At 40.5% G+C, this 25,394-nt stretch carries 26 protein-coding genes and 2 pseudogenes; 22 read left to right on the top strand and 6 right to left on the bottom strand.

Translation table 11 applies throughout. From position 1 onward, the window contains the following. Window positions 1-30: 30 nt before the first annotated feature. Both PSH54_RS00195 and PSH54_RS00200 read left to right on the top strand, forming a co-directional pair. A complete protein-coding gene (locus tag PSH54_RS00195) occupies window positions 31-786 on the top strand; it encodes an SDR family NAD(P)-dependent oxidoreductase (protein WP_273605133.1) in 756 nt (251 codons plus the stop codon). A gap of 186 nt (window positions 787-972) precedes the next feature. Further along, window positions 973-1,764, top strand: a complete 792-nt coding sequence (locus tag PSH54_RS00200; protein WP_273588542.1) for a DODA-type extradiol aromatic ring-opening family dioxygenase — start codon at window positions 973-975, stop codon at window positions 1,762-1,764. Between the two features lie 117 nt (window positions 1,765-1,881). Here PSH54_RS00200 and PSH54_RS00205 read toward each other — a convergent pair whose 3' ends face one another. After that, window positions 1,882-2,508, bottom strand: a complete 627-nt coding sequence (locus PSH54_RS00205; RefSeq protein WP_126009659.1) for a DJ-1/PfpI family protein — start codon at window positions 2,506-2,508, stop codon at window positions 1,882-1,884. A 150-nt stretch (window positions 2,509-2,658) separates the two neighbouring features. On the opposite strand from PSH54_RS00205, the gene PSH54_RS00210 reads away from it, so the two are divergent. The 8 genes from PSH54_RS00210 (at window position 2,659) to PSH54_RS00245 (ending at window position 13,500) form a co-directional block, all read left to right on the top strand. After that, the gene (locus tag PSH54_RS00210; protein WP_273605134.1) at window positions 2,659-3,336 is read left to right on the top strand and encodes a haloacid dehalogenase type II; all 678 of its coding nucleotides are present in this window, start codon (window positions 2,659-2,661) and stop codon (window positions 3,334-3,336) included. Between the two features lie 365 nt (window positions 3,337-3,701). Next, the gene (locus PSH54_RS00215; RefSeq protein ID WP_273605135.1) at window positions 3,702-5,240 is read left to right on the top strand and encodes a pyridoxal phosphate-dependent decarboxylase family protein; all 1,539 of its coding nucleotides are present in this window, start codon (window positions 3,702-3,704) and stop codon (window positions 5,238-5,240) included. Further along, complete coding sequence (locus tag PSH54_RS00220; RefSeq protein ID WP_273605136.1) at window positions 5,240-6,559, top strand: lysine N(6)-hydroxylase/L-ornithine N(5)-oxygenase family protein; 1,320 nt, start codon at window positions 5,240-5,242, stop codon at window positions 6,557-6,559. Before PSH54_RS00215 ends, PSH54_RS00220 begins: the two co-directional genes overlap by 1 nt. Then, window positions 6,556-7,734, top strand: coding sequence for an MFS transporter (locus PSH54_RS00225; RefSeq protein ID WP_273605137.1), 1,179 nt, complete (start codon window positions 6,556-6,558; stop codon window positions 7,732-7,734). Before PSH54_RS00220 ends, PSH54_RS00225 begins: the two co-directional genes overlap by 4 nt. Window positions 7,735-7,759: 25 nt before the next feature. Further along, window positions 7,760-10,108: a GNAT family N-acetyltransferase gene (locus PSH54_RS00230; RefSeq protein WP_273605138.1), complete on the top strand. Its 2,349-nt coding sequence runs from the start codon at window positions 7,760-7,762 to the stop codon at window positions 10,106-10,108. Beyond that, window positions 10,101-10,739 (top strand): hypothetical protein, encoded by a 639-nt coding sequence (locus PSH54_RS00235; RefSeq protein WP_273605139.1) that lies wholly within the window; start codon window positions 10,101-10,103, stop codon window positions 10,737-10,739. Before PSH54_RS00230 ends, PSH54_RS00235 begins: the two co-directional genes overlap by 8 nt. Further along, the gene (locus PSH54_RS00240; protein WP_273605140.1) at window positions 10,723-11,802 is read left to right on the top strand and encodes a heparan-alpha-glucosaminide N-acetyltransferase domain-containing protein; all 1,080 of its coding nucleotides are present in this window, start codon (window positions 10,723-10,725) and stop codon (window positions 11,800-11,802) included. Before PSH54_RS00235 ends, PSH54_RS00240 begins: the two co-directional genes overlap by 17 nt. A gap of 498 nt (window positions 11,803-12,300) precedes the next feature. After that, window positions 12,301-13,500 carry a multidrug effflux MFS transporter gene (locus PSH54_RS00245; RefSeq protein WP_273605141.1) on the top strand — a complete coding sequence of 400 codons (1,200 nt, stop codon included), beginning with the start codon at window positions 12,301-12,303 and terminating at the stop codon, window positions 13,498-13,500. A 64-nt stretch (window positions 13,501-13,564) separates the two neighbouring features. Here PSH54_RS00245 and PSH54_RS00250 read toward each other — a convergent pair whose 3' ends face one another. Beyond that, window positions 13,565-14,434: a LysR family transcriptional regulator gene (locus tag PSH54_RS00250; protein ID WP_273605142.1), complete on the bottom strand. Its 870-nt coding sequence runs from the start codon at window positions 14,432-14,434 to the stop codon at window positions 13,565-13,567. A gap of 114 nt (window positions 14,435-14,548) precedes the next feature. On the opposite strand from PSH54_RS00250, the gene PSH54_RS00255 reads away from it, so the two are divergent. From PSH54_RS00255 to PSH54_RS00285, 7 genes and pseudogenes are all read left to right on the top strand, one after another. Next, window positions 14,549-15,049 carry a lactoylglutathione lyase family protein gene (locus PSH54_RS00255; RefSeq protein ID WP_273605143.1) on the top strand — a complete coding sequence of 167 codons (501 nt, stop codon included), beginning with the start codon at window positions 14,549-14,551 and terminating at the stop codon, window positions 15,047-15,049. Between the two features lie 199 nt (window positions 15,050-15,248). Further along, window positions 15,249-15,491: pseudogene (locus tag PSH54_RS00260) on the top strand (GNAT family N-acetyltransferase); the annotation flags it as partial. A 160-nt stretch (window positions 15,492-15,651) separates the two neighbouring features. After that, window positions 15,652-15,855, top strand: a pseudogene (locus PSH54_RS00265) (GNAT family N-acetyltransferase); the annotation flags it as partial. A gap of 56 nt (window positions 15,856-15,911) precedes the next feature. Further along, window positions 15,912-16,400 carry a GNAT family N-acetyltransferase gene (locus PSH54_RS00270; protein ID WP_273605144.1) on the top strand — a complete coding sequence of 163 codons (489 nt, stop codon included), beginning with the start codon at window positions 15,912-15,914 and terminating at the stop codon, window positions 16,398-16,400. A 543-nt stretch (window positions 16,401-16,943) separates the two neighbouring features. Further along, complete coding sequence (locus PSH54_RS00275) at window positions 16,944-17,267, top strand: thioredoxin family protein (RefSeq protein ID WP_064385909.1); 324 nt, start codon at window positions 16,944-16,946, stop codon at window positions 17,265-17,267. 19 nt (window positions 17,268-17,286) lie between these two features. Next, window positions 17,287-18,237 (top strand): thioredoxin-disulfide reductase, encoded by a 951-nt coding sequence (gene trxB / locus PSH54_RS00280; protein WP_273605145.1) that lies wholly within the window; start codon window positions 17,287-17,289, stop codon window positions 18,235-18,237. 126 nt (window positions 18,238-18,363) lie between these two features. Continuing rightward, the gene (locus PSH54_RS00285) at window positions 18,364-18,954 is read left to right on the top strand and encodes a TetR/AcrR family transcriptional regulator (RefSeq protein WP_054982011.1); all 591 of its coding nucleotides are present in this window, start codon (window positions 18,364-18,366) and stop codon (window positions 18,952-18,954) included. Between the two features lie 128 nt (window positions 18,955-19,082). Here the strand turns inward: PSH54_RS00285 and PSH54_RS00290 are convergent, their stop codons facing one another. Both PSH54_RS00290 and PSH54_RS00295 read right to left on the bottom strand, forming a co-directional pair. Continuing rightward, window positions 19,083-19,493, bottom strand: a complete 411-nt coding sequence (locus PSH54_RS00290; RefSeq protein WP_138579673.1) for a hypothetical protein — start codon at window positions 19,491-19,493, stop codon at window positions 19,083-19,085. 21 nt (window positions 19,494-19,514) lie between these two features. After that, window positions 19,515-19,997, bottom strand: coding sequence for a DUF2938 domain-containing protein (locus PSH54_RS00295; RefSeq protein ID WP_064385904.1), 483 nt, complete (start codon window positions 19,995-19,997; stop codon window positions 19,515-19,517). 166 nt (window positions 19,998-20,163) lie between these two features. Between PSH54_RS00295 and PSH54_RS00300 the strand changes: the two genes are divergently transcribed. After that, a complete protein-coding gene (locus tag PSH54_RS00300; RefSeq protein WP_096042624.1) occupies window positions 20,164-21,048 on the top strand; it encodes a LysR family transcriptional regulator in 885 nt (294 codons plus the stop codon). A gap of 251 nt (window positions 21,049-21,299) precedes the next feature. Here the strand turns inward: PSH54_RS00300 and PSH54_RS00305 are convergent, their stop codons facing one another. Beyond that, window positions 21,300-21,884, bottom strand: coding sequence for a TetR/AcrR family transcriptional regulator (locus PSH54_RS00305; protein ID WP_054982015.1), 585 nt, complete (start codon window positions 21,882-21,884; stop codon window positions 21,300-21,302). A gap of 300 nt (window positions 21,885-22,184) precedes the next feature. On the opposite strand from PSH54_RS00305, the gene PSH54_RS00310 reads away from it, so the two are divergent. The 3 genes from PSH54_RS00310 to PSH54_RS00320 all read left to right on the top strand — a co-directional run bounded on the left by PSH54_RS00310 (window position 22,185) and on the right by PSH54_RS00320 (window position 24,011). Beyond that, entirely contained in the window at window positions 22,185-22,736 is a 552-nt protein-coding gene (locus PSH54_RS00310) for a carboxymuconolactone decarboxylase family protein (protein WP_054982016.1), read from the top strand. A 109-nt stretch (window positions 22,737-22,845) separates the two neighbouring features. Continuing rightward, the gene (locus tag PSH54_RS00315; RefSeq protein ID WP_054982017.1) at window positions 22,846-23,577 is read left to right on the top strand and encodes an SDR family oxidoreductase; all 732 of its coding nucleotides are present in this window, start codon (window positions 22,846-22,848) and stop codon (window positions 23,575-23,577) included. Window positions 23,578-23,768: 191 nt separating this feature from the next. Then, entirely contained in the window at window positions 23,769-24,011 is a 243-nt protein-coding gene (locus PSH54_RS00320; protein ID WP_054982018.1) for a hypothetical protein, read from the top strand. A 119-nt stretch (window positions 24,012-24,130) separates the two neighbouring features. Here the strand turns inward: PSH54_RS00320 and PSH54_RS00325 are convergent, their stop codons facing one another. Next, the gene (locus PSH54_RS00325; RefSeq protein WP_054982019.1) at window positions 24,131-25,039 is read right to left on the bottom strand and encodes a LysR family transcriptional regulator; all 909 of its coding nucleotides are present in this window, start codon (window positions 25,037-25,039) and stop codon (window positions 24,131-24,133) included. Between the two features lie 108 nt (window positions 25,040-25,147). On the opposite strand from PSH54_RS00325, the gene PSH54_RS00330 reads away from it, so the two are divergent. Further along, complete coding sequence (locus PSH54_RS00330; protein WP_054982020.1) at window positions 25,148-25,390, top strand: hypothetical protein; 243 nt, start codon at window positions 25,148-25,150, stop codon at window positions 25,388-25,390. Window positions 25,391-25,394 lie beyond the last annotated feature (4 nt).

The following is a 25,394-nucleotide window of genomic DNA, read 5'->3' on the forward strand; positions in this document are numbered from 1 at the left end:
TATTTTTATTAATGACTAAGAGATAAAGCCATGAAAAGATTAAACAACAAAGTAGCCATCGTTACTGGTGCAGCACAAGGTATTGGCGCTGCTTATGCAAAAGGTTTAGCTCAACAAGGCGCTAAAGTTGTGCTTGCTGATTTAGCCGACCCAAGCGCAGCCGTAGCTGAAATTATTGCCGCTGGCGGCCAAGCAATAGGCTGCAAAGTAGATGTAACGAATAGTGAATCGTTAGATGCCATGGTAAAACAAACCGAAGCTGAATTTGGTCCGGTTGAAATATTAGTTAACAATGCCGCTATATTTGCTGCGCTTGAGCTTAAGCCATTTTGGGAAATATCTGAAGACGAATGGGATTTAGTTATGCGCGTAAATGCCCGCGGGCCTTTTCAGTGTACTAAAGCAGTGTTGCCTAGCATGCGTAAATTAGGCCGCGGTAAAATCATTAACATTGCATCGGGTACATTTTTACGTGGTGCACCTATGTTTTGCCATTATGTGGCATCTAAAGGCGCGGTTGTTGGGCAAACACGTGCGTTGGCCACTGAGCTTGCTAACGATAATATTTTAGTTAATTGCCTATTAGTTGGCTTAACCGAAAGCGAAGGCGTTAAAAATAACGCACAGTTTGATAAAGCTAAAAATAGCACTCTAGGCTCACGAGTAATTAAACGTGCGATGGAGCCTGAAGACTTACTTGGCCCTGTTTACTTTTTAGCCAGTGAAGACAGCGATTTTATGACCGGACAATGTATTAACGTTGATGGTGGTGCAATTAACTACTAATACGCCTTATCGCTTATTTAGTGTTAATTTAAAAGCCGATGTTTACGCATCGGCTTTTTAACGAGGGGGTAAATAAAAATCAGTTTAACAATACTGTATTTATAATATCTCAATGGGCGCTTTATTTATTAACAAAATAAAACCCAATAAAATACGGGTATATTAATAAACTCCTTAGGTATTACCATGGCTCAACCTGCACTATTTATCTCTCACGGTTCACCTATTATGGCCGTACAGCAATCGCCAACGTCCGACTTTTTAAAAGCGCTTGGCAAGTCACTCAACACGCCACGCGCTATTGTTATTTTTTCGGCGCACTTTGATATGGCCCACGATGAAGCGGCTCATAACATTGTAATAACCGCAGGGCGTGCGCCTGAAACCATTCACGACTTTTACAATTTTCCTGCGCATATGTATAACATTAAATACCCTGCGCCAGGTCATCCTGAGCTTGCGGGTAATATTGCAACGCTATTTAAAAATAAAGGCATCACAGCAATACTCGATGAACGCCAAGGCTGGGATCATGGTGTATGGATACCACTGCGCTTAATGTACCCGCAGGCAAATATTCCTATTGTACAAGTATCTATAAATACTCAACTAGGCGCAAAAGCCATGTATGAATATGGGCAGTTACTTGCCCCACTTCGTGACGATAATATATTAATTATTGGCTCTGGCGGCATTAGCCACAACCTACGAGAAGTGTTTAAAACCCCTGCTACACCTAACCGTGTTCAAATGGTAAAAGCGTTTACCCAATGGGTTGAATATAAGCTTTTAGCGCAAGACACGCCCGCACTTTTAAATTACTTAGCCGATGCACCCCATGTGTTATTTAACCACCCTACCCAAGAGCATTTTTTACCACTCTTTGCTGCTATGGGCGCAGGCGGCAAGCAAGTTGAAAAACTCTTTAGTGATATTGAAATGGATATTTTAGCGCTTGATACCTATAAGTTTTATTAATTTTAATCAGCACGCTGCAAGCGCCTTGTGCTTTTTTAATCAAAGTGTAATGGGGGTTTACAAAGCGTATGTTGGGTTAAGAGCAGCAAAGCCCAACATAAAGTTATAAAGTGGGCTTTAACGCAGCTTTTTAATGTAATTAGATGTGGCGCTATTTTTATGCGCGTCACCATAAATAATTGGTGACGGATAGTATTCTGCGTCTAACTGTATGGTGGAGGCAACATCTTCACCAAAATAATCAGCAATAAAAGCAAGGCACATATCCATACCTGCTGAAACACCCGCACAAGACCAAATATTGCCATCTTTTACAAAGCGATCTTCAACTACGGTTACAGTGTTATCTTTTTTAAGGTGCTCTAAAAAAGCCCAGTGGGTGGTTACTTTTTTATGCTTAAATAGCCCCGCTTTTTGCATTAAATACATACCAGTGCAAATAGATAAAACACTGTGGCAGTTTTCAGCTGTTTTTTTAAGATAATTAATAACGTCAAGGTCTTCCATTGCTATACGTGCACCACTACCGCCAGGTACAAATAATACATCGGGCTGCACTGGGTCAGTAAAATGATAATCAGCACTAAAACGCATGCCGTGCTCACCTGAGGGAGTCATAGAATTTAGCGATATTAATTTGGGTTTTTCACATAGCCCCTTTTCTGCCAGCAGGCCTATTAGTTCCCAAGAACCAACTAAATCCAGCTCTTCAACTTTGTCGTAAATTAAAAAATATATTTTCATACTATGTTATTTAGTCCTTTAATTTGTATCGTTTTTAAATAATAGGCGCTGCAATCGTGTTGTAAACTTTATTAATTTGAGCAATCGTTCAAAGTAAGTTAAGCTCAGAGCGACTAATCTACAAGTAATTTAAAATTATTGGGAGCAAACATGGCAACCACACTCGCATTTGACGTATACGGTACGCTTATAAACACTCACGGCGTGCTGTCTTTACTTGAAGGTATGATAGGCAATAACGCGCAAAACTTTTCAAATACATGGCGCGAAAAACAATTAGAGTATTCGTTTAGGCGTGGGTTGATGCAAAACTATATACCGTTTTCGTTATGTACCAAACATGCCCTCGATTACGCGTGTTTAGCGCATAAAACGCAGCTTAGTGACGATCAGAAGCAGCAATTGCTTGAGCAGTATAAAATTTTACCGGCCTTTGACGATGTTAAAAAAGGCCTTGAGCAACTTAAAGCGCAAAATTACCGATTGTTTGCATTTTCTAATGGCGCTGCGGACGCGGTTAATAAATTGCTCGAAACTGCAGGTATTAGTGAGCTTTTTGAAGGTGTAGTAAGTGCCGACGATATGAAAACATTTAAGCCAAACCCAGGTGTTTACAGCCATTTCTTACGCGAGACCAATTCAACGGGCGCAAACACGTGGCTTATTTCGAGTAACCCGTTTGATATTACCGGCGCTATTTCACATGGTATGCGCGGAGCATGGATAAAACGCTCTGAGGATTCTATTTTTGATCCGTGGGAAATTCAGCCAACCACCGTAGCCACCGATCTAGTGGATTTAAAAAATAAGCTTGAAGATATCAATTAAGCTGCATTTTTACTGTTATATCCCTCTTTAGCACTTAAGGTTTAGCCGAGTTGTAAAGGGGGTTTACTTCTTATAGTGCTACTGCCCACTTATAATACGTTCGCTTTTAGCTACCCCCCATTTCTCAACTCTTATATTTAAACCATCGCACTATTTTACAAACTGTCATTATTTAGCACGCATTTTGGCACCTTCACATAGCTCATTTTATACACTTTGCTAGTTTTAAAAGTAATTCCTTATAACTAATCAGTCACTCCTAATTGTGAAAATAAACCTATATCTAACCCTTAATCATTATTGTAAATGCAAATTGTTACTATTAAGATCCTCAGCCCCAATACAAGTACAACCAAGGAGCGAATATGTCACAATTACAATCGGCGCAGCTCAGCCCTGTCGAAAATAAAGCAATATTTGAGCAAAACGGGTTACCTCCTCAATTTAATCTCGATCAGTTTATTAACTACCAAATAGCGTCGTTGCAGGGGCTTTCGGCTGTACAACAAGCTATGGCTAAAGCGCAAAAGCCGTTTTCTGGCGTGGCGGTTAATACGCTTGCCGCTACTGTAAATGATGTAGATTTAGCCAAACCTCTTGCTGATTTTCCTGCCGTATTAAACGAGCTTAAAAGTGTGTATTTAGATCACGCTGTGTATTTTCATCATCCGCGTTATATGGCGCATTTAAATTGCCCCGTTACGTACCCTGCAGTTGTAGCAGAGCACATCATTGGCGCAATCAATACCTCGGTAGACACCTGGGATCAAAGCGCTGGCGCGACCCTTATTGAACAAAAATTAATAGATTGGAGCTGTGAAAAAGCAAAATTACCTAGCACTGCTGATGGTGTTTTTACCAGTGGTGGTACGCAATCGAACTTAATGGCCATGCTTGTTGCACGCGAAGTCGCAGTGGGCCGCTATGCACCTAATCATGAAGTAAAACTGCAAGGCTTGCCTGAAGTAGCCTCACGTTTTCGTATTTATTGCTCTGAGGTTGCGCATTTTAGTATTCAAAAGGCAGCGGCATTACTGGGCCTTGGCTATAACGCGGTAGTGCCCGTGGCTACAAACAATAAAATGCAAATGGATATGGACGCACTTAACCACGCAATTGCGGATTCTAAAGCTAAGGGCGATTTACCTATCGCTGTGGTAATTACCGCAGGTACAACCGATTTTGGCTCAATTGACCCTGTTGAAGACATAGCAAAACTTGCTAAAAAAGAGCAGCTTTGGTGCCATGTTGACGGCGCATACGGCGGTGGTTTATTGGTGAGTGAGCATCACCGAAGTGCTTTAAACGGCATAGAACAAGTAGATTCAATTACCATTGATTACCATAAATCGTTTATGCAACCGGTTAGCTGCAGTGCTTTTTTATTAAGTGACAAACGCCACTTTAGCCATATTACCCTTTACGCCGACTATCTAAACCCGCTTGCTGAGGCCGGCAATGGCACACCAAATTTAGTTGATAAAAGCTTACAAACCACACGCCGTTTTGATGCCTTAAAACTGTGGTTAACACTGCGCACCATGGGCGAAGCGCCACTTGGGCGAGCGTTCGATAAAGTAATTGGCCTTGCTCGTCAAACCCATATTGTGCTTAACGACCACCCTGATTTTGAAGTTATAAATTACCCAGAGCTCAGCGCGCTGGTATTTCGCTTTGCGCCAGAGGAGCTAAAACATAACCCCGATTTACTCGACACCCTAAACCTGCACGTACGCCAAACATTCTTAAATACTGGTGAAGCCATGATTGCGCGCACCAAAATTAACGGCCGTCATTACCTTAAATTTACGTTACTTAATGCCCAGTGCCAATTGACCGATGTGCGCGCCGTGCTTGAACAAATTAGCACTATTGCGTGGCAAACGTACAAGGAGCAAAAATAATGAGTAACCAACCTTATGACTTTATAGCCATTGGCCTTGGCCCGTTTAATTTGTCGTTAGCGTGTTTAAGTGAGCCACTGGAGGACGTGAAAAGCTTATTTTTAGAGCAGCGTAGCCAATTTGATTGGCACCCTGGAATGATGCTAGAAGGTGTTACCTTGCAAACCCCGTTTATGTCTGACTTGGTGACCCTTGCAGACCCTACCAGCAAGTACAGTTTTTTAAATTATGCCAAGCTTAATAATCGCTTATACCCATTTTATATTCGCGAGAGCTTTTTTTTACTGCGTAAAGAGTACAACCTCTATTGCCAGTGGGTGTGCTCGCAGCTTAGTAACGTAAGCTTTGAGCAAAGTGTAACAAAGGTTGAATTTTGCCAGCAAAGTGAGTGCTATACCGTTACCTGTAAAACCCCTAATGGGGAGCAACACTATGTTACACGCCACTTAGTGCTTGGCACCGGCCCTGCCCCATATATTCCTGATTGCGCAGTGCAAAGTAATTCAAATAACGTACTGCACAGTAGCGATTTTTGCCACCGCCTTGATGATCTAAAAACGGCTAAACGCGTTACGGTTGTAGGAGCTGGGCAAAGTGCGGCTGAAATTTATCACACCTTATTACAACAAGCAGTGCCACAAGGTTTACAACTAGATTGGATTGCGCGTTCGCCGCGTTATTTTCCGCTGGAATACACTAAACTCACCCTTGAGATGACCTCTCCTGAGTATGTTGATTACTTTTATAATTTAAAAACTGAGCAACGAGATTGGCTTAATCAAAATCAAAAAAACTTATTTAAAGGCATTAATGGCGATTTAATTAATGACATTTTTGACACCCTTTACGCGCAAAGCCTAGATGGACCCATATCTACCACATTTAAAACTAACAGCAAGCTTACCAATACACGTAAAAGTGCTGGTCGCTTAGTCACTGAGTTTTATCATCAAGAGCTAAATGAAGCCTTTGAAATAAAAACCGATTACTTAATTTGTGCCACGGGCTTTAAATACAAGCGCCCTGCTTTTTTAAACCCCATTGCACAGCAACTCCCAGAAGATGAGCAAGGCCGCTATTTAGTTAGCCGCGAGTATGCGGTAGATAGCGAACAAAAACGTATATTTGTACAAAATGCAGAGCAGCACACCCATGGTTTTGTAACCCCCGATTTAGGCATGGCGTGTTATCGCAACAGTATAATTTTGCGCGAAATACTCGGTTATGCGCCGTATCAGGTTGAACAAAAAATTGCTTTTCAGTGTTTTGATTTAAGCGATGTAGAAACCCATTCACAGCAAAAGAGTAACGCCGCATGAGTTTACGTTTAGCGCTTATTTTGCTTACGGTTATTTCGGTCGTGTGCGACACCTTATTACTGCCGTTTTATCCGCAATTTTTTGCCAGCGAATTTTCCGTAAGTAACCCCACACTTATTGGCGTGTTTGTAGCTAACTGTTGTATTACCGTTATGCTCGCGCTGCCACTGTGGGCAAAGGTTGCCAAAAAATACCACGAGCTGGCTCTTTGGCTTGTAACGCAAGTGATTGCCGCCTGCTTTGGTTTACTTTGTTATTTTGCAACTAACGTGTGGGAATTTTGGTTTTATTATCAGCTTATGTTGGTGCTTAAAGCCAGTTACCTGCTTATTTACCCGTTTGCACTGCGTTTAGAGCAACAAAGTAAGCACCTTTCTATTATTGGCTTGTTTTCGGTACTTATGCACTTTGGTGCTATTGGCGGTGCGTTAGTGGGCGGGTACTTTTTTAGTATAAATACACCGCGTTATGCATTGTTATTAAGTGCTGCGGGCGATGTTATACAAGTGCTGCTGTGCGCCTATTTAATGGTGAGCTTAAAGCTAGGTATTTATCAGCACGCGATTGAAAGCGAAAAACCGCGCACTCGTACACCGTATTTTATTTGGCAATTTTGCTTTATAAGCGTGGTGGTTTACTTTAGCGCGTTTTTAATTAGGCCGTTTTTTACGACCCATTGGCAAGGTATGAGCGCTCAAAGCAGTGCATTCCAAAGTGCGCTTGTGTACGCCATTCCTGCTTTTGCAGCCCTACTTATGCTGTTGTTTAACCACTTTAGGCAGCACTTACCTTTTCCTACGCTTAGCCGCACCAGTACATTGTTGTGTGCTCTTATTTTTGGCGCTATTGGGCTTTATTTACAGGCGCAAGAGTCGGCGTGGTTAGTTGTCAGCTCTCGCGTTTTATACGGTATAGCGCTATTTCAGGTCATGGTTTTATTAGAAGTGATGCTATTTGCTAAAAGCGAGCCTGCTCACTACGGCAGTGATTTTGCCAAAGTGCATGTTGCGCAAAATATTGGCGTTATTTTAGCGTCGTTATTAGTGGGTATGAGTGTGGAATATTTTAATACCACCGTGCCTTTTTACTTTGCTGCCATTGGCTTTGCAAGCCTTGGCGCTATTTTGCTATGGCGCGTTAAATTTGTTGGCCAAGCTGCACACACAGCCACTTAATATTTAAAAAGATTTAGGAGTTTTTATGTATTTTTCATCTTTTGTAACCACGTTACAACACACCGGTAATGTGACTATGCGGTTACTACAGCAAAGCGATATGCCCATAATTTGCCAGTGGCTTACACTACCTTACGCCCATTTTTGGGGTATGAGTAAACACACACACGATCAAATGTGCAGCGCCTACCAAGATATAATTAACCACCCGCACCATCATGCCTATGTTATTGAGCAAAATAATGAGCTGCTTGCCTTAGTTGAGCTTTACAGCCCAAAGCACGACAAACTACTCGCAGCTGCCTATGAGGTACTGCCAAACGATACCGGCATGCATATTTTACTTGCCCCAAATACACAGCCTAAACGCCATTTTAGTTTTGAAATAATGCAGTGCGTATTGCACAGTATTTTTACTCATAATGCCGATGCACGCGTAGTAGTAGAGCCCGATATTGCCAATAGTAAAATTCATACCTTAAATAAGCGTTTAGGCTTTGTGCATACTAAGCAAATAACCCTTGGTGATAAAAACGCCTACCTTGGGTTTTGTAATAAAGCTGCATTTGAAACGCACGTTAATTTACATCACAAAGCGCAAATGCCAATAAACACCGACTATGTAAAGTTTGACCACTGGCAGTGGGCTAACAGGCACTTACAAAGTAAAGCCATTAGCGAACTGGTACACGAGCGCTTATTGGTTGCAGAGCAAACCCCACAAGGTTTTAAAGTAAATATTGAAGGGGGTTATTTTATATTTAATGGCCGTGCTATGGCGCTTAATCATATAGATATAGACGAGCCAAGCTTATGCTTTTATAACCTTAACAACGAGCAAGCAGAGCTTGATGTACTGCACTTTTTTAGCGTGCAAGGCCCTGCGCTGGGTTTAACTGGCGAGCGTTTAGCCACCTACCTTGAAGAGCTTAACGCCACACTTGCCAGTGCCTGTTATAAACGCGAAAACAACATCCTTAGCGCAGCCGAACTAGCGCAATTAGGGCTACAACAAATAGAGGCCGCAATGAGCGAAGGCCACCCTGCGTTTGTGGCTAATAATGGCCGTATTGGTTTTAGCAAAACCGACTTTTTACGCTATGCGCCAGAGGTGGGTAAACCGTTTAAAGTATTGTGGTTAGCGGCGCATAAAACAGTATGTGATTTTGCTTATAGTGAATACTTTAGTGATTACCCAAGCCATATTAGTGGTGAGCTTGATTTAACCACCCGTGATGCGTTTACCAAAGCGCTAAAAGCGCAAAACCTAAACCCCGACGACTACCTATTAATACCAGCGCACCCGTGGCAATACCAACATAAATTAAGTGTGGTGTTTGCCAACGAGTTTGCCAATAACCGCTTAGTTTACTTAGGTGAAGGCGACGATTTATATCAAGCGCAACAATCTATTCGCACGTTATATAACTGCTCACACCCGCATAAGCCGTATTTAAAAGTGGCGCTGTCTATTTTAAATATGGGTTTTATGCGCGGGCTTTCGCGCGCTTATATGGCGGTAACCCCGGCTATAAATGATTGGGTATTTAATAAAGTAAACTACGACCCCGCGCTCAGTGCGTGCAATTTTACTGCACTAAGAGAGTACGCCACCTTAGGGTATGCGCATCATACCTTTGAGCAAAGCGCATTGGGCGATACACCGTATCGTAAAATGTTTGCCTGTTTATGGCGCGAGAACCCAAACCATAACTTACAAAATAATGAGCAGCTCACCACCATGGCCGCACTACTGCACCTAGATAACGACGGTAAAAGTATGGCAGGTGCATTAATAGATCAAAGTGGTTTAAGCACACATGCTTGGCTGCAACACTATTTTAACGCCTATCTTCTTCCGTTAGTGCATTGTTTTTATGCCCATAAATTAGTGTTTATGCCGCACGGCGAAAACCTTATTTTAAAACTTAAAAATTCAGTCCCTGTGGGCGCTTACATGAAAGACATAGGCGAAGAAGTCGCGCTGCTTAATAGCACTGAACCTTTACCTGAGGAAGTGTCGCGTATTCATATTGCTATGCCAAAAGAGCTTGAGTTACTGAGCATATTTACCGATGTATTTGACTGCTTTTTTAGATACCTTGTGGCTATTTTAGTAAGAGAAGAGCGCATTACCGAGCACGACTTTTGGCACGGCGTTGCGCAAAGTGTTAAAGCGTATCAACAGGCTAACCCTGCCTTAAATGCGCGTTTTAAAGAGTATGACTTTTTTAGTGATGAATTTGCACACTCTTGCTTAAACCGCTTGCAGCTTGGCAATAATAAACAAATGGTTGATTTAACCGACCCAGCAGGCAGTTTACAGTTTGCCGGAAGTTTAAATAACCCAGTATCGGCAAAGCTGTATGGCTAAGCCTGTAACCCTTGCGCACTTTTTATTTTGCCCAAGTGAGCCAGCTACTGCGGCTCACCCAAGCTTAGATTTAGTGCGCACATTAGCGATTCATTGCAAGGCGCACTACCCACATGCGCCTGGGCAATTTATTAGCCGGCATTTATATTTGCAGCTTTGTTGGCAAACTATGTATGCCTATTGTTATTGGCATACTTCTAAACAAAATGCACATAACCCCATGCAATTACAGCTTAAAATTAATGGCGCTTATAGCCGAGGGTTTAACCTCACAGGCGCGCCTATATTAAGTAAAGCTGATCAAAACACTGCACTTTTTGAGTTTATTAGCTGTGTAGGTAAGTGGATAAATACCGATTATGCGCTGGGCAAAAAGGAGCAAGGGCGGTTGTTAATCGACACCCTTAACAGCGCATTTGAGCGCGCCCATAGCTTACATTTAGCAAGCGCTGATTACACTACACATTGCCATCAGCAGCTACACAATTTAATCAGCAATCACTTTAATTTAAACACCCCATTTAAATTAACGGCCGATCGCTTAACGTGCTGTCGTTATTATTTAGCTGGTTATAACAAATGCCAAACCTGCCCTAAAAAGGATATTAAAACCAATGAACACACGTCTTAAAACGATAGACCTTGCCCGAGGTGCGAGCGTTTTTATTATGATTTTGGTACACACTTTATGGATGTACTCGAGCACAACGCTTCAAAGTGAGAGCCTATTTGGGGCTGTTATCCATATACTTGGCAAAGGCACCGCCTCGTTTTTAGTGGCAATGGGGCTGTCTATGGCGCTTTCGCGCAGGCAAACCCCCATGTTATTAATTAAGCGTGGTATACAGCTTTTACTACTTGCCTATTTAATGAATGTGGCAAAATTTTGGCTACCCATTGAGGTATTTAATACCATGCCCGAGGCATTTATAAATGCCTATGGCTGGCAAAGCCCGCTCAGTGCTGGGCAGTTACAATTTATGGTGTTAACCGGTGATATTTTACAACTTTCTGGGGTGAGCTTAGTGCTGTTTGGCGCGCTTAATATTGCCCGCTGGAAAACCACATGGATTGCATGTTTAGCCATGGCTATTGCACTTGTAAGCCAGTTTGTTAGGGGGCAGCAGTTTGCGCTTTCGCCTTACATTAGTGATTTGTTTTTTGCTAATAACTACCAAGTTTATTTTCCGGTATTTCCGTGGGTAAGCGCTATATTAACCGGCTACGTGCTTGGGCGTGTATATATAAATAGCCAGCGTAATGCAGCGTATTTATTTAATGTGTGTGCAAAGTTAGGGGCCGCATTATTAGTGATTGGTTCAGTGTGGTTATTTATTGATTTTAAAGGCCAGTTTGGTAACTTTTTTCACTTAAATGGTGGCGGTATTATTTATTTAGTTGGTTTAAATTTATGTGCATTAGCCTTAATAGAATATGCCATTGCCAATAAATTTAATGGCCCTATTACACGCGCTCTTTTATATGCGAGCAAACATGTAACGGCCCTTTACATTATTCAATGGGTGCTAATTTGCTGGCTTATGGGCGTGTTTGGTTATCATACACAGTCGCTTTGGCCAACGTTGTGCTTAATGGTACTTATGAGCTTATTAACCTTTGCAGTGCACAAAGTGTATTTGCAAGCTAAGCAAACCATACTCGCTATTAAGCAAAAGCCTAAGCGTACAGCATAAATTAAACTCTCTGGCTATTACTGGTAAAGTAATAGACAGCCATAAAAAACGAACATAAAAAATGAGCAATATACACATGGGCTAAGAGTATATAAAATCTACTTATAACGTGGAGCATACAAAAGGAGTCTATTAAGTAGGTAATGAGTGCAGTCGTGCTTTGCATTTACCACGTTATTTATAAGCAAGATTGTGTATTAGTCAGTTACTTTGTTTTTTTTGGAGTTTAGTTTGAAAGTAGAGCAGCCTGTATTAGGCAAAACTGGCACGTTAATTTTTTTGTTATTTTAGGGCGTGTTGATCTTTGCGGATTGAAATTTGTTCAATCTAGGGGCGATTAAATCGCGGCGCGAGGTTTGTAACCTAGTGGGCTAAGTAAAAACCGAGTAACAAAGAGTTTATCGCCCCTAGGCAGAACCCGAAGGGCAGCGCATGTTTGGCATTTATGCTGCGTTATCGCCTATTTATGGGGAATAACCACACTTCATAGGCTCCGCCTTGCCTAAAAACCAAACATACTGCTGCAAATTCAACCATCAAAGATCAACACGCCCTAGTGCATTTCCCCCTTTAACTACCGATTTATATCTTCCTGCTTTACCTACTATGGTAGAGAAACTAAATACTAACCAAGCCATGGTTAACTTAACACTTAGCGTATATTTTGCAGCCTACGCCATAGGATTATTGTTCTGGGGCCCATTAAGTGAAAAATTTGGCCGTAAACCTATTTTGCTTATGGGCCTTGGAATATACGTAATAGGCAGTGTGCTTTGTGCGTTATCTAATTTTGTAGAAATGCTTATAGGCGCGCGTTTATTACAAGCCTTTGGCGGAAGTGCAGTAACGGTTGTAGCCACGGCAATAGTAAAAGATTTGTACGATGGCCGCGAGCGAGAAAAAATTATCGCCACTATTATGTCGCTGGTTATTATTGCCCCTATGGTGGCGCCTGTGCTGGGCGCATTGCTATTAAAAATTGCTAATTGGCATATGATGTTTGCTGCTTTAGCCGTGTTTGGCTCGGTGGCTATGTTATTTACCTTTTTTTACCGCGAAACCTTACATACACGCTACGCCGGCTCTGTTTTTCAGTCGTGGGGGCGATTAGCTGTAGTAGTTAAAAATCCGCCATTTTTATCGCTATTGGCTGTTTTTACTATTGTGCCTATGGCGTTAATGTCGTTTTTAGCGGCGGGCTCTTATGTATATATCAACGGTTTTGGTTTGTCTGAGCAAACCTTTAGTTACGCCTTTGCAGCGAATGCTGTGTGCGCCTCGTTTGGGCCAACGATTTATATGCGGCTTTCTAAACGTGTATCGGTAAAAAAAATAATTACTGCGAGTTTTTTAACCCTAACAGCATGCGGTATAAGTACCATTTTTATAGGTGGTTTATCGCCTTGGGTATTTGGTGCATTAGCAGCAATAGCCACCCTAACCGTTATTATTACCCGCGTGCCCGGTACTAATTTAATGTTAGAGCAACAAACAACGGACACGGGCTCTGCTGTGGCCGTTATTCAGTTTTGTTCTATGATTGCAGGTGCAATAGGCATGGCGCTTGTATCGCTTAATGCAGAAACATTAATTAAAAACTTAGGTGTTATTCAGCTAAGTATTGGCCTTATAGCGCTTACTTTATGGTTGGTATTTAAAAATAAGGCGTATGTAAGCGCCTATATGTTTAAAGTTTAAACACGCTAAAACCCAAAAAGGCAGTACAGTAAATAAAAGCTGGCTGTACTGCCTTTTTAAAAAACTATTCCCCCGCTTTTATCGCCTCAATTACCGTGTGCATGCGCTTTGCCATTGGCCTGTTTCGATGATGACACACATAAATATTTTCGCTGATTGGATTAGCTAAATGGTGCGTTTTTATAAGTGCTGGTTTATTAAATGCGCCCACCGCATAAGCAGGTAAAACAGTAAAACCTAGCCCTAAACTTACCGGTTCGAGTATTAAACTTATTTGGTTAGAAAACCCCGTACGCTTAATTTGATCAATATGCTCAAACTCGCTGTAGTTTTCGCTAAGTAATAGCTGCGCGTGGTGTTTTGCATCGGGGTGGCCAATAAAGCCAAGCTCACATAAAACCTCCCATGTTGGGTTTTTAATATGTGCTGGGGTTACTAATAATAAAGCTTCTTGGCCAATTTTGTGGCTGGTAACTTCGCTAAGCGTGGGGGCTTGGGTTAAAAAGCCTATGTCGGCACTGTGGTTTGCCACCGCTTGCTCTACACTGGTATTAGGTGCAAAGCGATAATCAATATTAAGCTCGGTATGCTCAGCCTGTAATGCTAATAATTGGCTATAAAATTGTAACCCACAACTACCAGGCGATTGTATTTTTACTAGGCCACTGTAAGGCGAGTCATCTTTTAATTGTTGTTCTAAAAATTGCCATTCTTTTAATAACAAACTGCCTTGCTGATACAAATTTTGCCCATGTACGGTAAGGGTAAATTGTTTGCCGTGGCGCTCTAATAGCGCGCAGTTTACTTGCTGCTCTAGCTTTTTAATATGCTGACTTACGCCCGATTGGGTCATAAATAAGCGCTCGGCGGTTTGGGTAAAATGATTTACCTCAACCAACGTACAAAACGTGTTTAACCATGTCGGGTTTATCATTACAAAACGTACTCAAAATGATGATTAATGATAATTTTACTTAATATTGGTCAATTCGTAAACTAACTCCATCAACTAGTCACAAGATAAGTCACACGTTAAAGAGGAAGCATTATGAGTCATACATATCCACGTAGTTTTTCGCACATTGGTATTTCAGTACCTGATGTTGAAAAAGCCGTAGAGTTTTACACTAAGGTGATGGGCTGGTACACCATAATGGAGCCTACCGTGATCACTGAAGATAACAGCCCCATTGGCGAAATGTGTACCGATGTATTTGGTCCAAATTGGGAAAAATTTAAAATAGCGCACCTTTCAACAGGCGACCGTATTGGTGTAGAAATTTTTGAATTTAAAGACCAAGAAAACCCTAACGACAACTTTGAATACTGGAAAACCGGTATCTTCCATTTTTGTGTACAAGACCCAGATGTAGAAGGCTTAGCGGAGCGTATTGTTGCTGCAGGTGGTAAAAAACGTATGCCAGAGCCACGTTACTACTACCCTGGCGAAAAGCCGTACCGCATGATCTACATGGAAGACCCGTTTGGTAACATCCTTGAGATTTACAGCCACAGCTACGAGCTTATTTACAGCGCAGGCGCTTACTAAACGTAGCTAATTTAAAAAAGTTTAGCTAAAAACAAAGGCCGCAGTATTTATTTACTGCGGCCTTTTTGTTTTAAATAGATTTGTAGATTATTAATTTGGCTAATATTGGGTGTATAAAAATCAATATCTTCATTTGATTGATTATAGGTACATACACTGATAGCTTACTAATTGCACAAAGTTGTTCTAAAGGAAAAACATGAATCTGTCACTGGAAGACATCACCGCCGATAACTATGAAGCCATATGCGAATTGGATGTTACTAAAACGCAAGAAGAATACGTAGCGTGTAATATGTGGTCGTTAGTTGAGGGGCACTATAATAGTGGGTATACCTGTAAAGCGATTTACTTAAATGCTCTGCCAGTTGGATTTTTTATGTGGGTACAAGAAACCCCTAAAAAGGTTTCTATTTGGCGCTTTATGGTAGATCAAACTTATACCAACTCCAATAAATAGCTGCTCTATTTTACTTGCTAAAACAACCCATTTCTTTGTTTTAAATTTCGTAAAGGGAACAACCATTTACATCAATTTACGCCTAGAACTGAATTGTTTTTTCGGCGTAAAATTTAGAACACATACTTAATGGAGTTGGTATTATCAAAATAAAGGCATTGGGCGCAAAGCACTGGCTATGGCAATTGAAGAGATTAAAACGATTTCTAAGCTTGAACAAATCGAGATTTGTTATAACCCGCAAAACTCAATAGCTAAAGATTTTTATTCAAGTTTTGGGTTTGAGGAAGTGGGTCTCGATGAGGACGAAGACGATATGTTAGCGGTAATTAAAATTAGCCGTTAACTCATTTATAAGTAAGCGCTAATTTTAAAGAATGATAATAGTTTTAAGGAAATACTGTGATCATAAGGCCATTTGCAGAGAACGACTTTTTAGCCGTTCAAAATATTTATCAGCAAGGCATTGATACCGGCAACGCGACCTTTCAAACTGAAGCTAAAAATTGGGAACAATGGAATAGTTCTATGCTCAACTGTTGTCGTCTTGTTGCAGTTGAGGATGAAAAGGTGCTTGGCTGGGCCGGGTTATCTGCGGTTTCAAGCCGTGAGGTTTACTCGGGCGTTGCCGAGGTAAGTGTATATGTTGCAAACCAAGCCCAAGGTAAAGGCTTGGGGCACGCATTACTTTGTGCACTCATTAAAGAATCAGAAAAAAACGGTATATGGATGCTACAAGCCAGTATATTCCCTGAAAACATAAGCAGCATTACACTACATACTCGTAATGGTTTTAGGCAAGTTGGAAACCGAGAAAAATTAGGCCAACTGCATGGCGTATGGCGCAATGTAACTTTAATGGAAAGGCGCAGCGCCGTCGTAGGCCTCTAAACCTTCAAATAGCATAATAAATACAATGTGCGTTCATTATTATGCTTTTAAATCGCATTTATTATTCAAATTATTTAAGAAAAACTCACAACCTCAGAATGTATATTGCTCACCTTCCCTACTCTTTACTCATAAACCATAAATTAATTATTTTAAATTTCAGCTCCTAGCTGCGTTGTTTTTTACTTTATAACCTATTGCTTTAATTTAAAAAATAAAAACAAAGTCGCTTCAAATTAATTTATGAGTGCGGCTTTTTGAGTGTTAATTCCACTTATTTGTGGAATGAGTGTTCTATAAGTTGTTGACACTCGCTATTCTTGAGTGTAAATTTCGGATCAATCGATCCACAAGTGTTCTGGGTAATGTGTTTTAAGTTGATATTTTTAAGAGTTTGTTCCTCTTATTTTAAATAGCATCTTTTTAAAACACGTTTATAGCTCTGATATTTATTATGCGTAGTTTGCATATATAAATGACCTGTTAGGCGAAATATAGGTGTGTCACTGTGGGTCGATTTTTACTTTTAACTAGGAGCCAAAAATGACTAACCAAGTAATTAAATTAAATGATGAAAACTTTGAATCGCTAAACAAAAAAGACGCCAAATTAGTTGTAAGACTATGGGCCGAGTGGTGTGCTCCATGCCAAATGATGTCGCCTATTTACGAGCAAGTAGCCGATAACCTCGCTGATGAAAATATTATTATGGGTGAGCTTAATATTGATGATTTTCCATCAGTTGCAGGCAAATTAGCGGTAAGAAGTATTCCTACTGTTGTTGTATTTAAAAACGGTAAAGAAATAAATCGCTCTGTAGGTATGATGCCTGCGCCAGAGCTACAAGCGCTAATTTTAAAAGATTAGTACGCCAAAGAGGTGGTAAATGAGCACACATCGAAAGTTGATAATTTTGGGTTCAGGGCCTGCTGGTTACACTGCAGCTATTTATGCAGCTAGAGCAAACCTTAAACCATTACTAATTACTGGCCTTGAAGTGGGTGGGCAACTCACAACAACGACTGATGTTGAAAATTGGCCAGGATACCCAACGGGTATTCAGGGGCCACAACTGATGAGACAGTTTAAAGAACATGCTGAAAATTTTAATACCGAAATCGTGCATGACTACATCACACATGTTGACCTGCAGCAAAGGCCATTTGTGCTTAAAGGGCAGCAAACTTACACAGCTGATGCGTTAATTATTTCTACGGGCGCATCGGCAAAGTACCTTGGCCTACAAAGCGAAACTGAGTTTAAAGGCAAAGGTGTATCGGCATGTGCAACCTGCGATGGCTTTTTTTATAAAAACCAAAGCGTAGCTGTGGTTGGCGGTGGTAATACCGCTGTAGAAGAGGCTTTATATTTAGCTAATATTGCCTCGCACGTTACGCTTATTCACCGTCGTGATTCACTCAGTGCCGAAAAGGTTTTACAACAGCGCCTATTTGATAAAGTAGCGCAAGGTAAAGTAACCATTAAGTGGAATAACCAGGTTGATGAAATAGTGGGTGACGCTAACGGCGTTACAGGAATTACTATTAAATCAACGTTAGCGGAGCACAATAGAGAAACACTGAGCGTTAATGGCGTGTTTATTGCCATTGGGCATCAGCCTAATACACATATTTTTAAAGATCAGCTTGATATGCGCGATGGCTACATTAATGTGTATTCTGGGTTTGAAAATGGTGAAACATTAACGAATATTCCCGGCGTATTTGCCGCAGGTGATGTAAGCGATAACCATTATAGGCAGGCAATTACATCTGCAGGTTCTGGGTGTAAAGCAGCATTAGATGTAGAGCAATACTTTACTCGCTTAGGTGCTTAGCACAGCAACTGTATTTAAAACTTATGATATGATCAGCACAATGCCCGACAATACTTAGTATTTCGGGCTTGAGTGTTTTAACTAACAATACACTTATTTAAAATTTACTTACTTGAGGTAATTTATATGGCCCGAACCGGACGCCCACGCCAGTTTAACCGTGAAGATGCAATAAAAAGTGCAATGGATTTATTTTGGCAAAAAGGCTACGAATCCACTTCTTTAGCTGAGCTACGCAAAGTGTTAGGCAATATTTCATCTGCGAGTTTTTACGCAGCATTTGGCTCAAAGCAAGCTCTATACAGTGAATGTTTAGCACTTTATACCAGCACCTGTGGAGAGACCTTTTCGGAGCTAGAAAACGAGTCGGTTCCTGCAAAAGCAGCGATTAAAAACATGGTGTTTAAAACCATTCATATGCAAACCTCAACTAAGCAACCATCGGGTTGCATGATTGTTTTATCTGGCTTAAATTGCGGCGACGAAAATAAAGAAGTTGAGCAAATGGCGCTGTCGGTACGCAACGACATTCGTAAAGCGCTTGTAAAATGCATAGAGCGCGGAACAGCCCAGCAAGAGTGGCAACAAGAAATGCCCGTAGAGCAATTTATGCTAATTTTAGATACCTTTATTAATGGCCTTTCTATTCAATCAAGAGACGGCATTGCACGGGAAAAGCTTTTAGAAGCCTGTGAGTTATTTTTAGATAGGTGGTAATAAGTAGATTGCTTTAAGCGCATAGAAAAAACAGATTTAACGTAACTAAATTAAATTTATATATAAAAAAACAAGGCGCACTTTTAATAAAAAGTGCGCCTTGTTTGTTTTAGCTACGGTACTAAATGTTAAGCCGTTTTAGCAGGTAACTTTGCGGCTGTTATTGCTAAATAAGTGAGCCCAATAATACCTGTTAGTGCACAGGCCGATAAAATAAATGGGTCAACTAACAGGTTATCTTTAAATTCAAAGGTGCCTGCTGATATTTTTTTCCAGCCCATAAAGTGCTGATTAGCAGCCACTGTAGCGCCAAAAAAACCAATTACTAAAGAGAAATATTTGCCTATCCAGTGTGTAACCGCAGGCGTTATTAATAATAAGCCTAACAGGCCTATTACTGAGCGCTGCACTCTACAATAGGGGCACGCATACACAATGCCTAATAAATCTGTGCTCCACGCAGCTATTGAAATAACAATAGCTAATAAGCCCACTATTTTTATATGCGTAGAATAGGTGCTTAAATTTAAAATGTTCATAGTCTGCTTTCCTACTTAAAATTATGCTAAAACCAGTGCGGTTAAAAACATGCCTAAGCCAAATATGGTGTGCCCTACAAAGCTTTTTATGCGCGTAACGGTGGGGTTAGGTGTTTTTGCACCGGCCATACCCGCCCCCATGCCTGGCATCATAATAAAAAAGGGGGCAACTATGCCAAACCACGAAACAAGTAATGCAGGTAGTATGGTTGGCAAATCAAGCCACTGCGTGTTTACACACACCATTAATATTAACCCGTACGCTATGCCAATTAGGTAATGTACAACCCAACCAATGGTAAGCTCACCCGGTATTTTTTCGGCCTTAGGTAGTGCAGGCTGATAAAATTGCCCCGACTTCATATGACCTACCCAGCGCCCGACTAATCGCCAATTTGTGGCAGGTAAATCAAAAAACTTAGCGAGTAACCCCGCGTAAATATCTAACACTAGTGTGCCCCCTATACCTATTAATATAAAGGTATAGATAGAGTCGCTAAACATAAGCTGTGTCTCCCGGTTATACGTTAAATGCTAGGCGTTTTGCTGGTGTGTATACATAGCACAACAGCAAAGTGCATAGACTTGAGTATGTAATGTGATAATATTACCAAAACACCATTATGAACACCAATGGTAAAAACTGGTTTTGGAATGAATATAAATCATAATGCTTGAGCGTAATCATCTACACATTATTAAAGAGGTTAAACGCCTTAAAAGCGTGACCGCCGCGGCCGAGAGTTTAAACTTAAGCCAGTCGGCTGTGAGCCATACTATTGCTAAATTAGAGCGCCGATTTGGCGTAAAACTGTGGCACCGTAAAGGCAATACGCTGGTGTATTCTCAGGCGGGGCTTTATTTACTTTCACTTGCAGACAAAATGGTCACCGAATTTGAGCACGCCGAGCGCGTACTGCAAGAGTTTGCCCAAGGCCGGCGAGGAATCATGCGTATAGGCATGGAATGCCACCCGTGTGAGCAATGGTTAATGGGCAAAATTCAGCAATTTTTAAAAGCATGGCCAGAGGTAGACGTAGAAATAAAAAGTGCCTTTAGATTTGATGGCATAGCAGCGCTAAAAGCCAACGAAATAGATGTGCTAATAACCCCCGACCCCGTCAATACAGAGGGCTTAAACTTTAGGTCTGTGTTTAACTACAATTTATGTATTGTCGTGAGCGAGCAAAACCCGTTATACAACAAAGCGTTTGTTACAGCGCAAGACCTCGAAGACCAAATACTTTATACCGTGCCTGTAGGCTACAACCGCTTAGATGTATATACCCGATTTTTAGACCCCGCTAACGTGCAACCCAGACGCAGAGTACCCATAGAAAGCACCGAAATGATGCTGCAATTAGTGTCTGCCAATCGTGGCGTGGCAGCATTACCCGAGTGGCTAGTGTCATCGCACGAAAGCCGTTTAGGCATAAAAGGCATCCGCATAGGTAATAAAGGGCTGCAAAAAAGCGTGAATGTAGGCGTGCGCGATGACGACTTACAGCTTGATTATGTAAAAGGGTTTATAGAGTCAACCCGCTCAAATGTGTAAATGGCTTTGCTGTTAAATGTAAGGCGGTGAAGAGAATTAATAATTTGGGGGATTAACTTGAGCTGTTAGGTATATGCCAGTGTAGGTCGGATAAGCGAAGCGCCATCCGACACAGTAAAATACTTTGCCAATTATTACAGTATTTAATGTTGTTGAGTAGCTAGAGAGTGCCATTTTCAGAGGATCAGGAGCATGTTGTAGGCCGCCAAGGTTTGATCCTTTAGACCTATATGATTAACCCTTAACTCCTATTAAAAAGGATAATGCGTAAAAATATCGTCTATCATGGCACTAACCTTATTTTTGTCTTTATTAATTTTAGCAAAAGTACGTAAACCTGTTATTTGAATTTGTACATGGGTAGCAAGATCTTCAGCATTTTTATTTTTATCCACCTCACCTAATGTCTGTGCTTCTTCAATTAATTTGACCAATGCTGAGGATATATTAACTAGATGTGCTTTCGTTACATCAATTAAATCTTGATTCTCATCTGTTAATTCTGAAATAGTTTTTGACAGCATACAAATGCCATTTGGAGCACTATTTTGTGACTCTACTATTATTAACTTCATAAAGGCTTTTAGTGCATGAAGTGGCGAATCATGTTCGTCTTTACATTGCTGTAATAGTGACAGGCTCATATCAGCATAGTTAGCTAAGGCTTCCTTAAATAAACCATCTTTATTACCAAATGCTGAGTATATGCTACCGGGGCGAAGGTCTACCGCGTCTTGCAAGTTTCGCATTGATGTTGCATGAAAGCCTTTCTTCCAATAAAGATTGGTTGCCTTATCTATCACTTCTTGGCGATCAAATGTTGTGGTCTTTGCCATAACTTCACCTAAAAACATTAAATGAACAGTCGTTCAATTATAGTTATATTTTATCTTTAGGTAAAGTTAAACTCAGCAGAGGTGACTTCTAATAAAGCAAAAATATTTCAAGACAAATATCCATTTAAATACAATAGATTATATTTACATATTTAAAATAATTGAACGATCGCTCAAATATAGCTTGAACGATCGTTCAGGTGGGTATATAGTTCACTCCATCAACTAAGGGGCTTCAAGATTTATTCCCTTTTTATATAGGGACAACCCCTAAACAACCTATGTCATTGGAGATTAAAAATGAGCAAATTTACATTACACACAGTAGAAACAGCACCAGAAAAAAGCAAAGCAATTTTAGAGGGCGCTAAAAAGCAAATGGGTGTTGTTCCTGGCTTATATGCAGCAATGGCTGAATCACCAGAAATATTAAAAGCTTATACACAGCTACATCAGTTATTTACAGCAACATCATTCAACGCAGAAGAATTAACTGTAGTGTGGCAAACAATTAACGTTGAGCATGAGTGTCATTATTGTGTGCCAGCTCATACTGGTATTGCACACTCAATGAAAGTTGATGCCGCTTTAACTGAGGCGTTACGTAACCAAGAAGCGATGCCAACAGAGAAACTACAAGCGCTTCAAGATTTCACGCTAGCTATCGTACGCCAACGCGGCAACGTAACACCTGAACAAGTCGATGCTTTCTTTGCCGCAGGTTACGCGCAGCAACAAGTATTAGAAATCATTCTTGGGTTATCACAAAAAGTGATCAGCAACTATGTAAACCACATTGCTGAAACACCAGTAGATTCAATGTTTAATAAATTTGAATGGACTAAAAAGTAACGAGTTATAACTGCACAGTTATAGTAAATACTGTATTACAGCCTAATCAATTTTCCGTTGCGATAAAACTTTAGCAATCGCAACGGATACTAAACCAAAGGAATATCAAATGAGTTTTATCATTAAAGACAAAGTAGCTTTCGTTACCGGCGCAAATCGTGGCATAGGTAAAGCCATTGTTGAGTCACTTCTGCAACACGGTGCCAAAAAAGTATATCTTGGTGTGCGCAATCCTGAGTCAACTAAAGCATTAGAAAAGCAATACGGTGAAAAAGTAGCAACTATCCAGACGGATATTTCAAGCACCGACTCAGTTAACAAAGCGGCAGCTGAGGCTACTGATGTCGATCTTGTAGTTAACAACGCAGGTATAATGCTGTCGACTACACCTTTAGCAGAGAATATTTTTGAGTCTTTAGCTAGGGAAATAGACGTTAATGTTTATGGTTTAGTGCGTATCGCTAACGCCTTTGCAAAAGCGCTTGAACGTAATAAAGGTGCGTTAGTCCAACTGAATTCTGTGGTATCGATGAAAAACTTTCTTCAGGAAACCACTTACTCGGCATCTAAAGCTGCATCCTACTCAATCACACAAGGATTGAAAGACGCATTTGCCGAAAAAGGCGTTCAGGTACTTAGTGTTCACCCAGGCCCAATTGAAACAGATATGGGAAAAAGAGCTGGCTTTGATAACTTAGCAAGTGCTGAGTCTGTCTCTGAAGGCATTATAGACTCTCTTGAAAAAGGCGACTTTTTACTCTTCCCAGACGATATGGCTAAGATGATTGAAGGTGCTTACCAAAGCTACGCAGACAATATTATCTTGAAAGATTTTTCATAGTAAATCTTGAGCTAATAGCTAAGGGTTATACGGCTATCTACTCTCAAGCACTGTTATTTTTTTTTGTCGTTATAGCAGAGAAAGATAGAAGAAAATGGACCATGGCAAGCTTTGGTATTATTTCTGTATTAGGACTTAGCTATTTACTTTCTATTCAGTAAGCTGAATTTTAATGACACCTTGGAGCAAGCATGAAAAAAATTCCGCGTAAGTATCAATATCCACTTACTGTTTCTATGGTGTCATCTTCAATGTTGCTAGGAACGTCTGGGGTGATGGCCTATAAAACCCTGCCTGATGAGGCTTCGTTTATCAGTGCATGGATTAACTCTATTGAGCAAATTATCCCTTTTGCAATAATGCTATTATTAGTTGTCGCACCAACGATTAAACTCCTTGTGACGAAAATATTGTTAGAGCCAGAAGCAAAATGAGAAGTTGTACTGACTTTAAGCGCTTATTTTTATCAACGTCATCAATACTATAATAGCCAATAGCGGTCTATTAGACTTATCTTTTTAATGTATTTAGCACTTAATCTGTTCTAGCAAAACTAACTCACTATGGATTTAAATAAGTCTGATGGTTTATCCATTTTTTGAATTATTTTTTCTCTAAATGCGACCACCCTACTAGCAATCAACTGACGATCACTCCATACAATATAAGCTTTGCCTTTCGGGCACTCTACATCGGGCAATACCCTCTGTAGCACTGCGTCTTTTTCAAATTCTAACACTTCTTTCGGTATCAAGCCTATCCCTATGCCCGCTTTAACTGCATTAATCATTAAACGGAGGCTATTTATTGAATACTTAGCCATTACAGGTAGCTTTGTAGTTACACCTTGGTACTTAAATTCCCAAAAAGGTATAGTATTTCCTGCAAGTAAATTATGTTCAAGTAATGACTCTATATTATTGGGAATACCTTGAGCTTTAAGGTATTTGGGTGATGCAGCTAAGACTAGCTCAGTTTGAAATAAGGGTTTTTGAATTAATGTAGGTATATTGCTCGGTGTAGTAACAATCGCGAGATCAATACGTTCATCAATATAGTTTTCAGTGTCAGAAGAGAAACTAATGTGGATTTTAACACCGGGATGTTCTGTCATAAATTCGATTGCTAGATTCTGAAGAAAATAATCAGCGAAAGGCTCTGGACACGATACATAAATCTCACCCGTTAATGTTGCCTGTGTATTAGAAAGGTTGAGCCATTGTTCATCAACTTGTTTGAAAATAGGAGCAAAGCGTCGGTAATATTCTTCACCTGCATTAGTGAGTTGGAATTTTTTGGCATGTCGATGAATGAGTTTCTCACCTACTTTTTCTTCTAACTGACTCACAGCCCTAGAAAGCGTCGGGGCAGAGGCTGTAGCTAAAAGACTAGCCGGGGCGTAACCACCACACTCTACTGACAGGCAAAACCAATATAAATTGCCGAGCTCTTTTGCATCCATAATATCTAATCATTCAAATATGAATTTATAAATTTCAATAATAGCTATTTTTGAAATAAGGGCAAGGCTTTAAAATATGCCCTCTAAATTATTCAAGGTGTGACCAATATGAAAAAATTCCCTCAAAAATTTAAATATCCGCTAATAGCCTCAATGGTTTTACCTTCAATGCTTTTGGGCATGACGGCTATTATGGCCAGGAAAATGGTGTCTGACGATGTCTCATTTATGAGTGCATGGTCATACTCTATAGGAGAAGTTATTCCTTCTGCACTATTGCTTTTAGCTGTAGTTGCACCAACAGTTCGGCTTTTTGTTAGCAAAGTATTATTAGAATCTGAAGAGAAATAATTCA

It is taken from the genome of Pseudoalteromonas sp. Angola-30 (assembly GCF_028599215.1).
GTDB classification, from domain to species: domain Bacteria; phylum Pseudomonadota; class Gammaproteobacteria; order Enterobacterales; family Alteromonadaceae; genus Pseudoalteromonas; species Pseudoalteromonas atlantica.

Bases quoted from the DNA above. Each gene is read 5' to 3' on its own strand.
- PSH54_RS00275 (WP_064385909.1), top strand. From the start codon at position 16,944: ATGACTAACCAAGTAATTAAATTAAATGATGAAAACTTTGAATCGCTA.
- PSH54_RS00255 (WP_273605143.1), top strand. From the start codon at position 14,549: ATGAGTCATACATATCCACGTAGTTTTTCGCACATTGGTATTTCAGTA.
- PSH54_RS00285 (WP_054982011.1), top strand. From the start codon at position 18,364: ATGGCCCGAACCGGACGCCCACGCCAGTTTAACCGTGAAGATGCAATA.
- trxB (WP_273605145.1), top strand. From the start codon at position 17,287: ATGAGCACACATCGAAAGTTGATAATTTTGGGTTCAGGGCCTGCTGGT.
- PSH54_RS00210 (WP_273605134.1), top strand. From the start codon at position 2,659: ATGGCAACCACACTCGCATTTGACGTATACGGTACGCTTATAAACACT.
- PSH54_RS00305 (WP_054982015.1), bottom strand. From the start codon at position 21,884: ATGGCAAAGACCACAACATTTGATCGCCAAGAAGTGATAGATAAGGCA.
- PSH54_RS00220 (WP_273605136.1), top strand. From the start codon at position 5,240: ATGAGTAACCAACCTTATGACTTTATAGCCATTGGCCTTGGCCCGTTT.
- PSH54_RS00320 (WP_054982018.1), top strand. From the start codon at position 23,769: ATGAAAAAAATTCCGCGTAAGTATCAATATCCACTTACTGTTTCTATG.
- PSH54_RS00195 (WP_273605133.1), top strand. From the start codon at position 31: ATGAAAAGATTAAACAACAAAGTAGCCATCGTTACTGGTGCAGCACAA.
- PSH54_RS00310 (WP_054982016.1), top strand. From the start codon at position 22,185: ATGAGCAAATTTACATTACACACAGTAGAAACAGCACCAGAAAAAAGC.
- PSH54_RS00295 (WP_064385904.1), bottom strand. From the start codon at position 19,997: ATGTTTAGCGACTCTATCTATACCTTTATATTAATAGGTATAGGGGGC.
- PSH54_RS00300 (WP_096042624.1), top strand. From the start codon at position 20,164: ATGCTTGAGCGTAATCATCTACACATTATTAAAGAGGTTAAACGCCTT.
- PSH54_RS00205 (WP_126009659.1), bottom strand. From the start codon at position 2,508: ATGAAAATATATTTTTTAATTTACGACAAAGTTGAAGAGCTGGATTTA.
- PSH54_RS00240 (WP_273605140.1), top strand. From the start codon at position 10,723: ATGAACACACGTCTTAAAACGATAGACCTTGCCCGAGGTGCGAGCGTT.
- PSH54_RS00225 (WP_273605137.1), top strand. From the start codon at position 6,556: ATGAGTTTACGTTTAGCGCTTATTTTGCTTACGGTTATTTCGGTCGTG.
- PSH54_RS00235 (WP_273605139.1), top strand. From the start codon at position 10,101: ATGGCTAAGCCTGTAACCCTTGCGCACTTTTTATTTTGCCCAAGTGAG.
- PSH54_RS00230 (WP_273605138.1), top strand. From the start codon at position 7,760: ATGTATTTTTCATCTTTTGTAACCACGTTACAACACACCGGTAATGTG.
- PSH54_RS00200 (WP_273588542.1), top strand. From the start codon at position 973: ATGGCTCAACCTGCACTATTTATCTCTCACGGTTCACCTATTATGGCC.
- PSH54_RS00250 (WP_273605142.1), bottom strand. From the start codon at position 14,434: ATGATAAACCCGACATGGTTAAACACGTTTTGTACGTTGGTTGAGGTA.
- PSH54_RS00315 (WP_054982017.1), top strand. From the start codon at position 22,846: ATGAGTTTTATCATTAAAGACAAAGTAGCTTTCGTTACCGGCGCAAAT.
- PSH54_RS00325 (WP_054982019.1), bottom strand. From the start codon at position 25,039: ATGGATGCAAAAGAGCTCGGCAATTTATATTGGTTTTGCCTGTCAGTA.
- PSH54_RS00290 (WP_138579673.1), bottom strand. From the start codon at position 19,493: ATGAACATTTTAAATTTAAGCACCTATTCTACGCATATAAAAATAGTG.
- PSH54_RS00330 (WP_054982020.1), top strand. From the start codon at position 25,148: ATGAAAAAATTCCCTCAAAAATTTAAATATCCGCTAATAGCCTCAATG.
- PSH54_RS00215 (WP_273605135.1), top strand. From the start codon at position 3,702: ATGTCACAATTACAATCGGCGCAGCTCAGCCCTGTCGAAAATAAAGCA.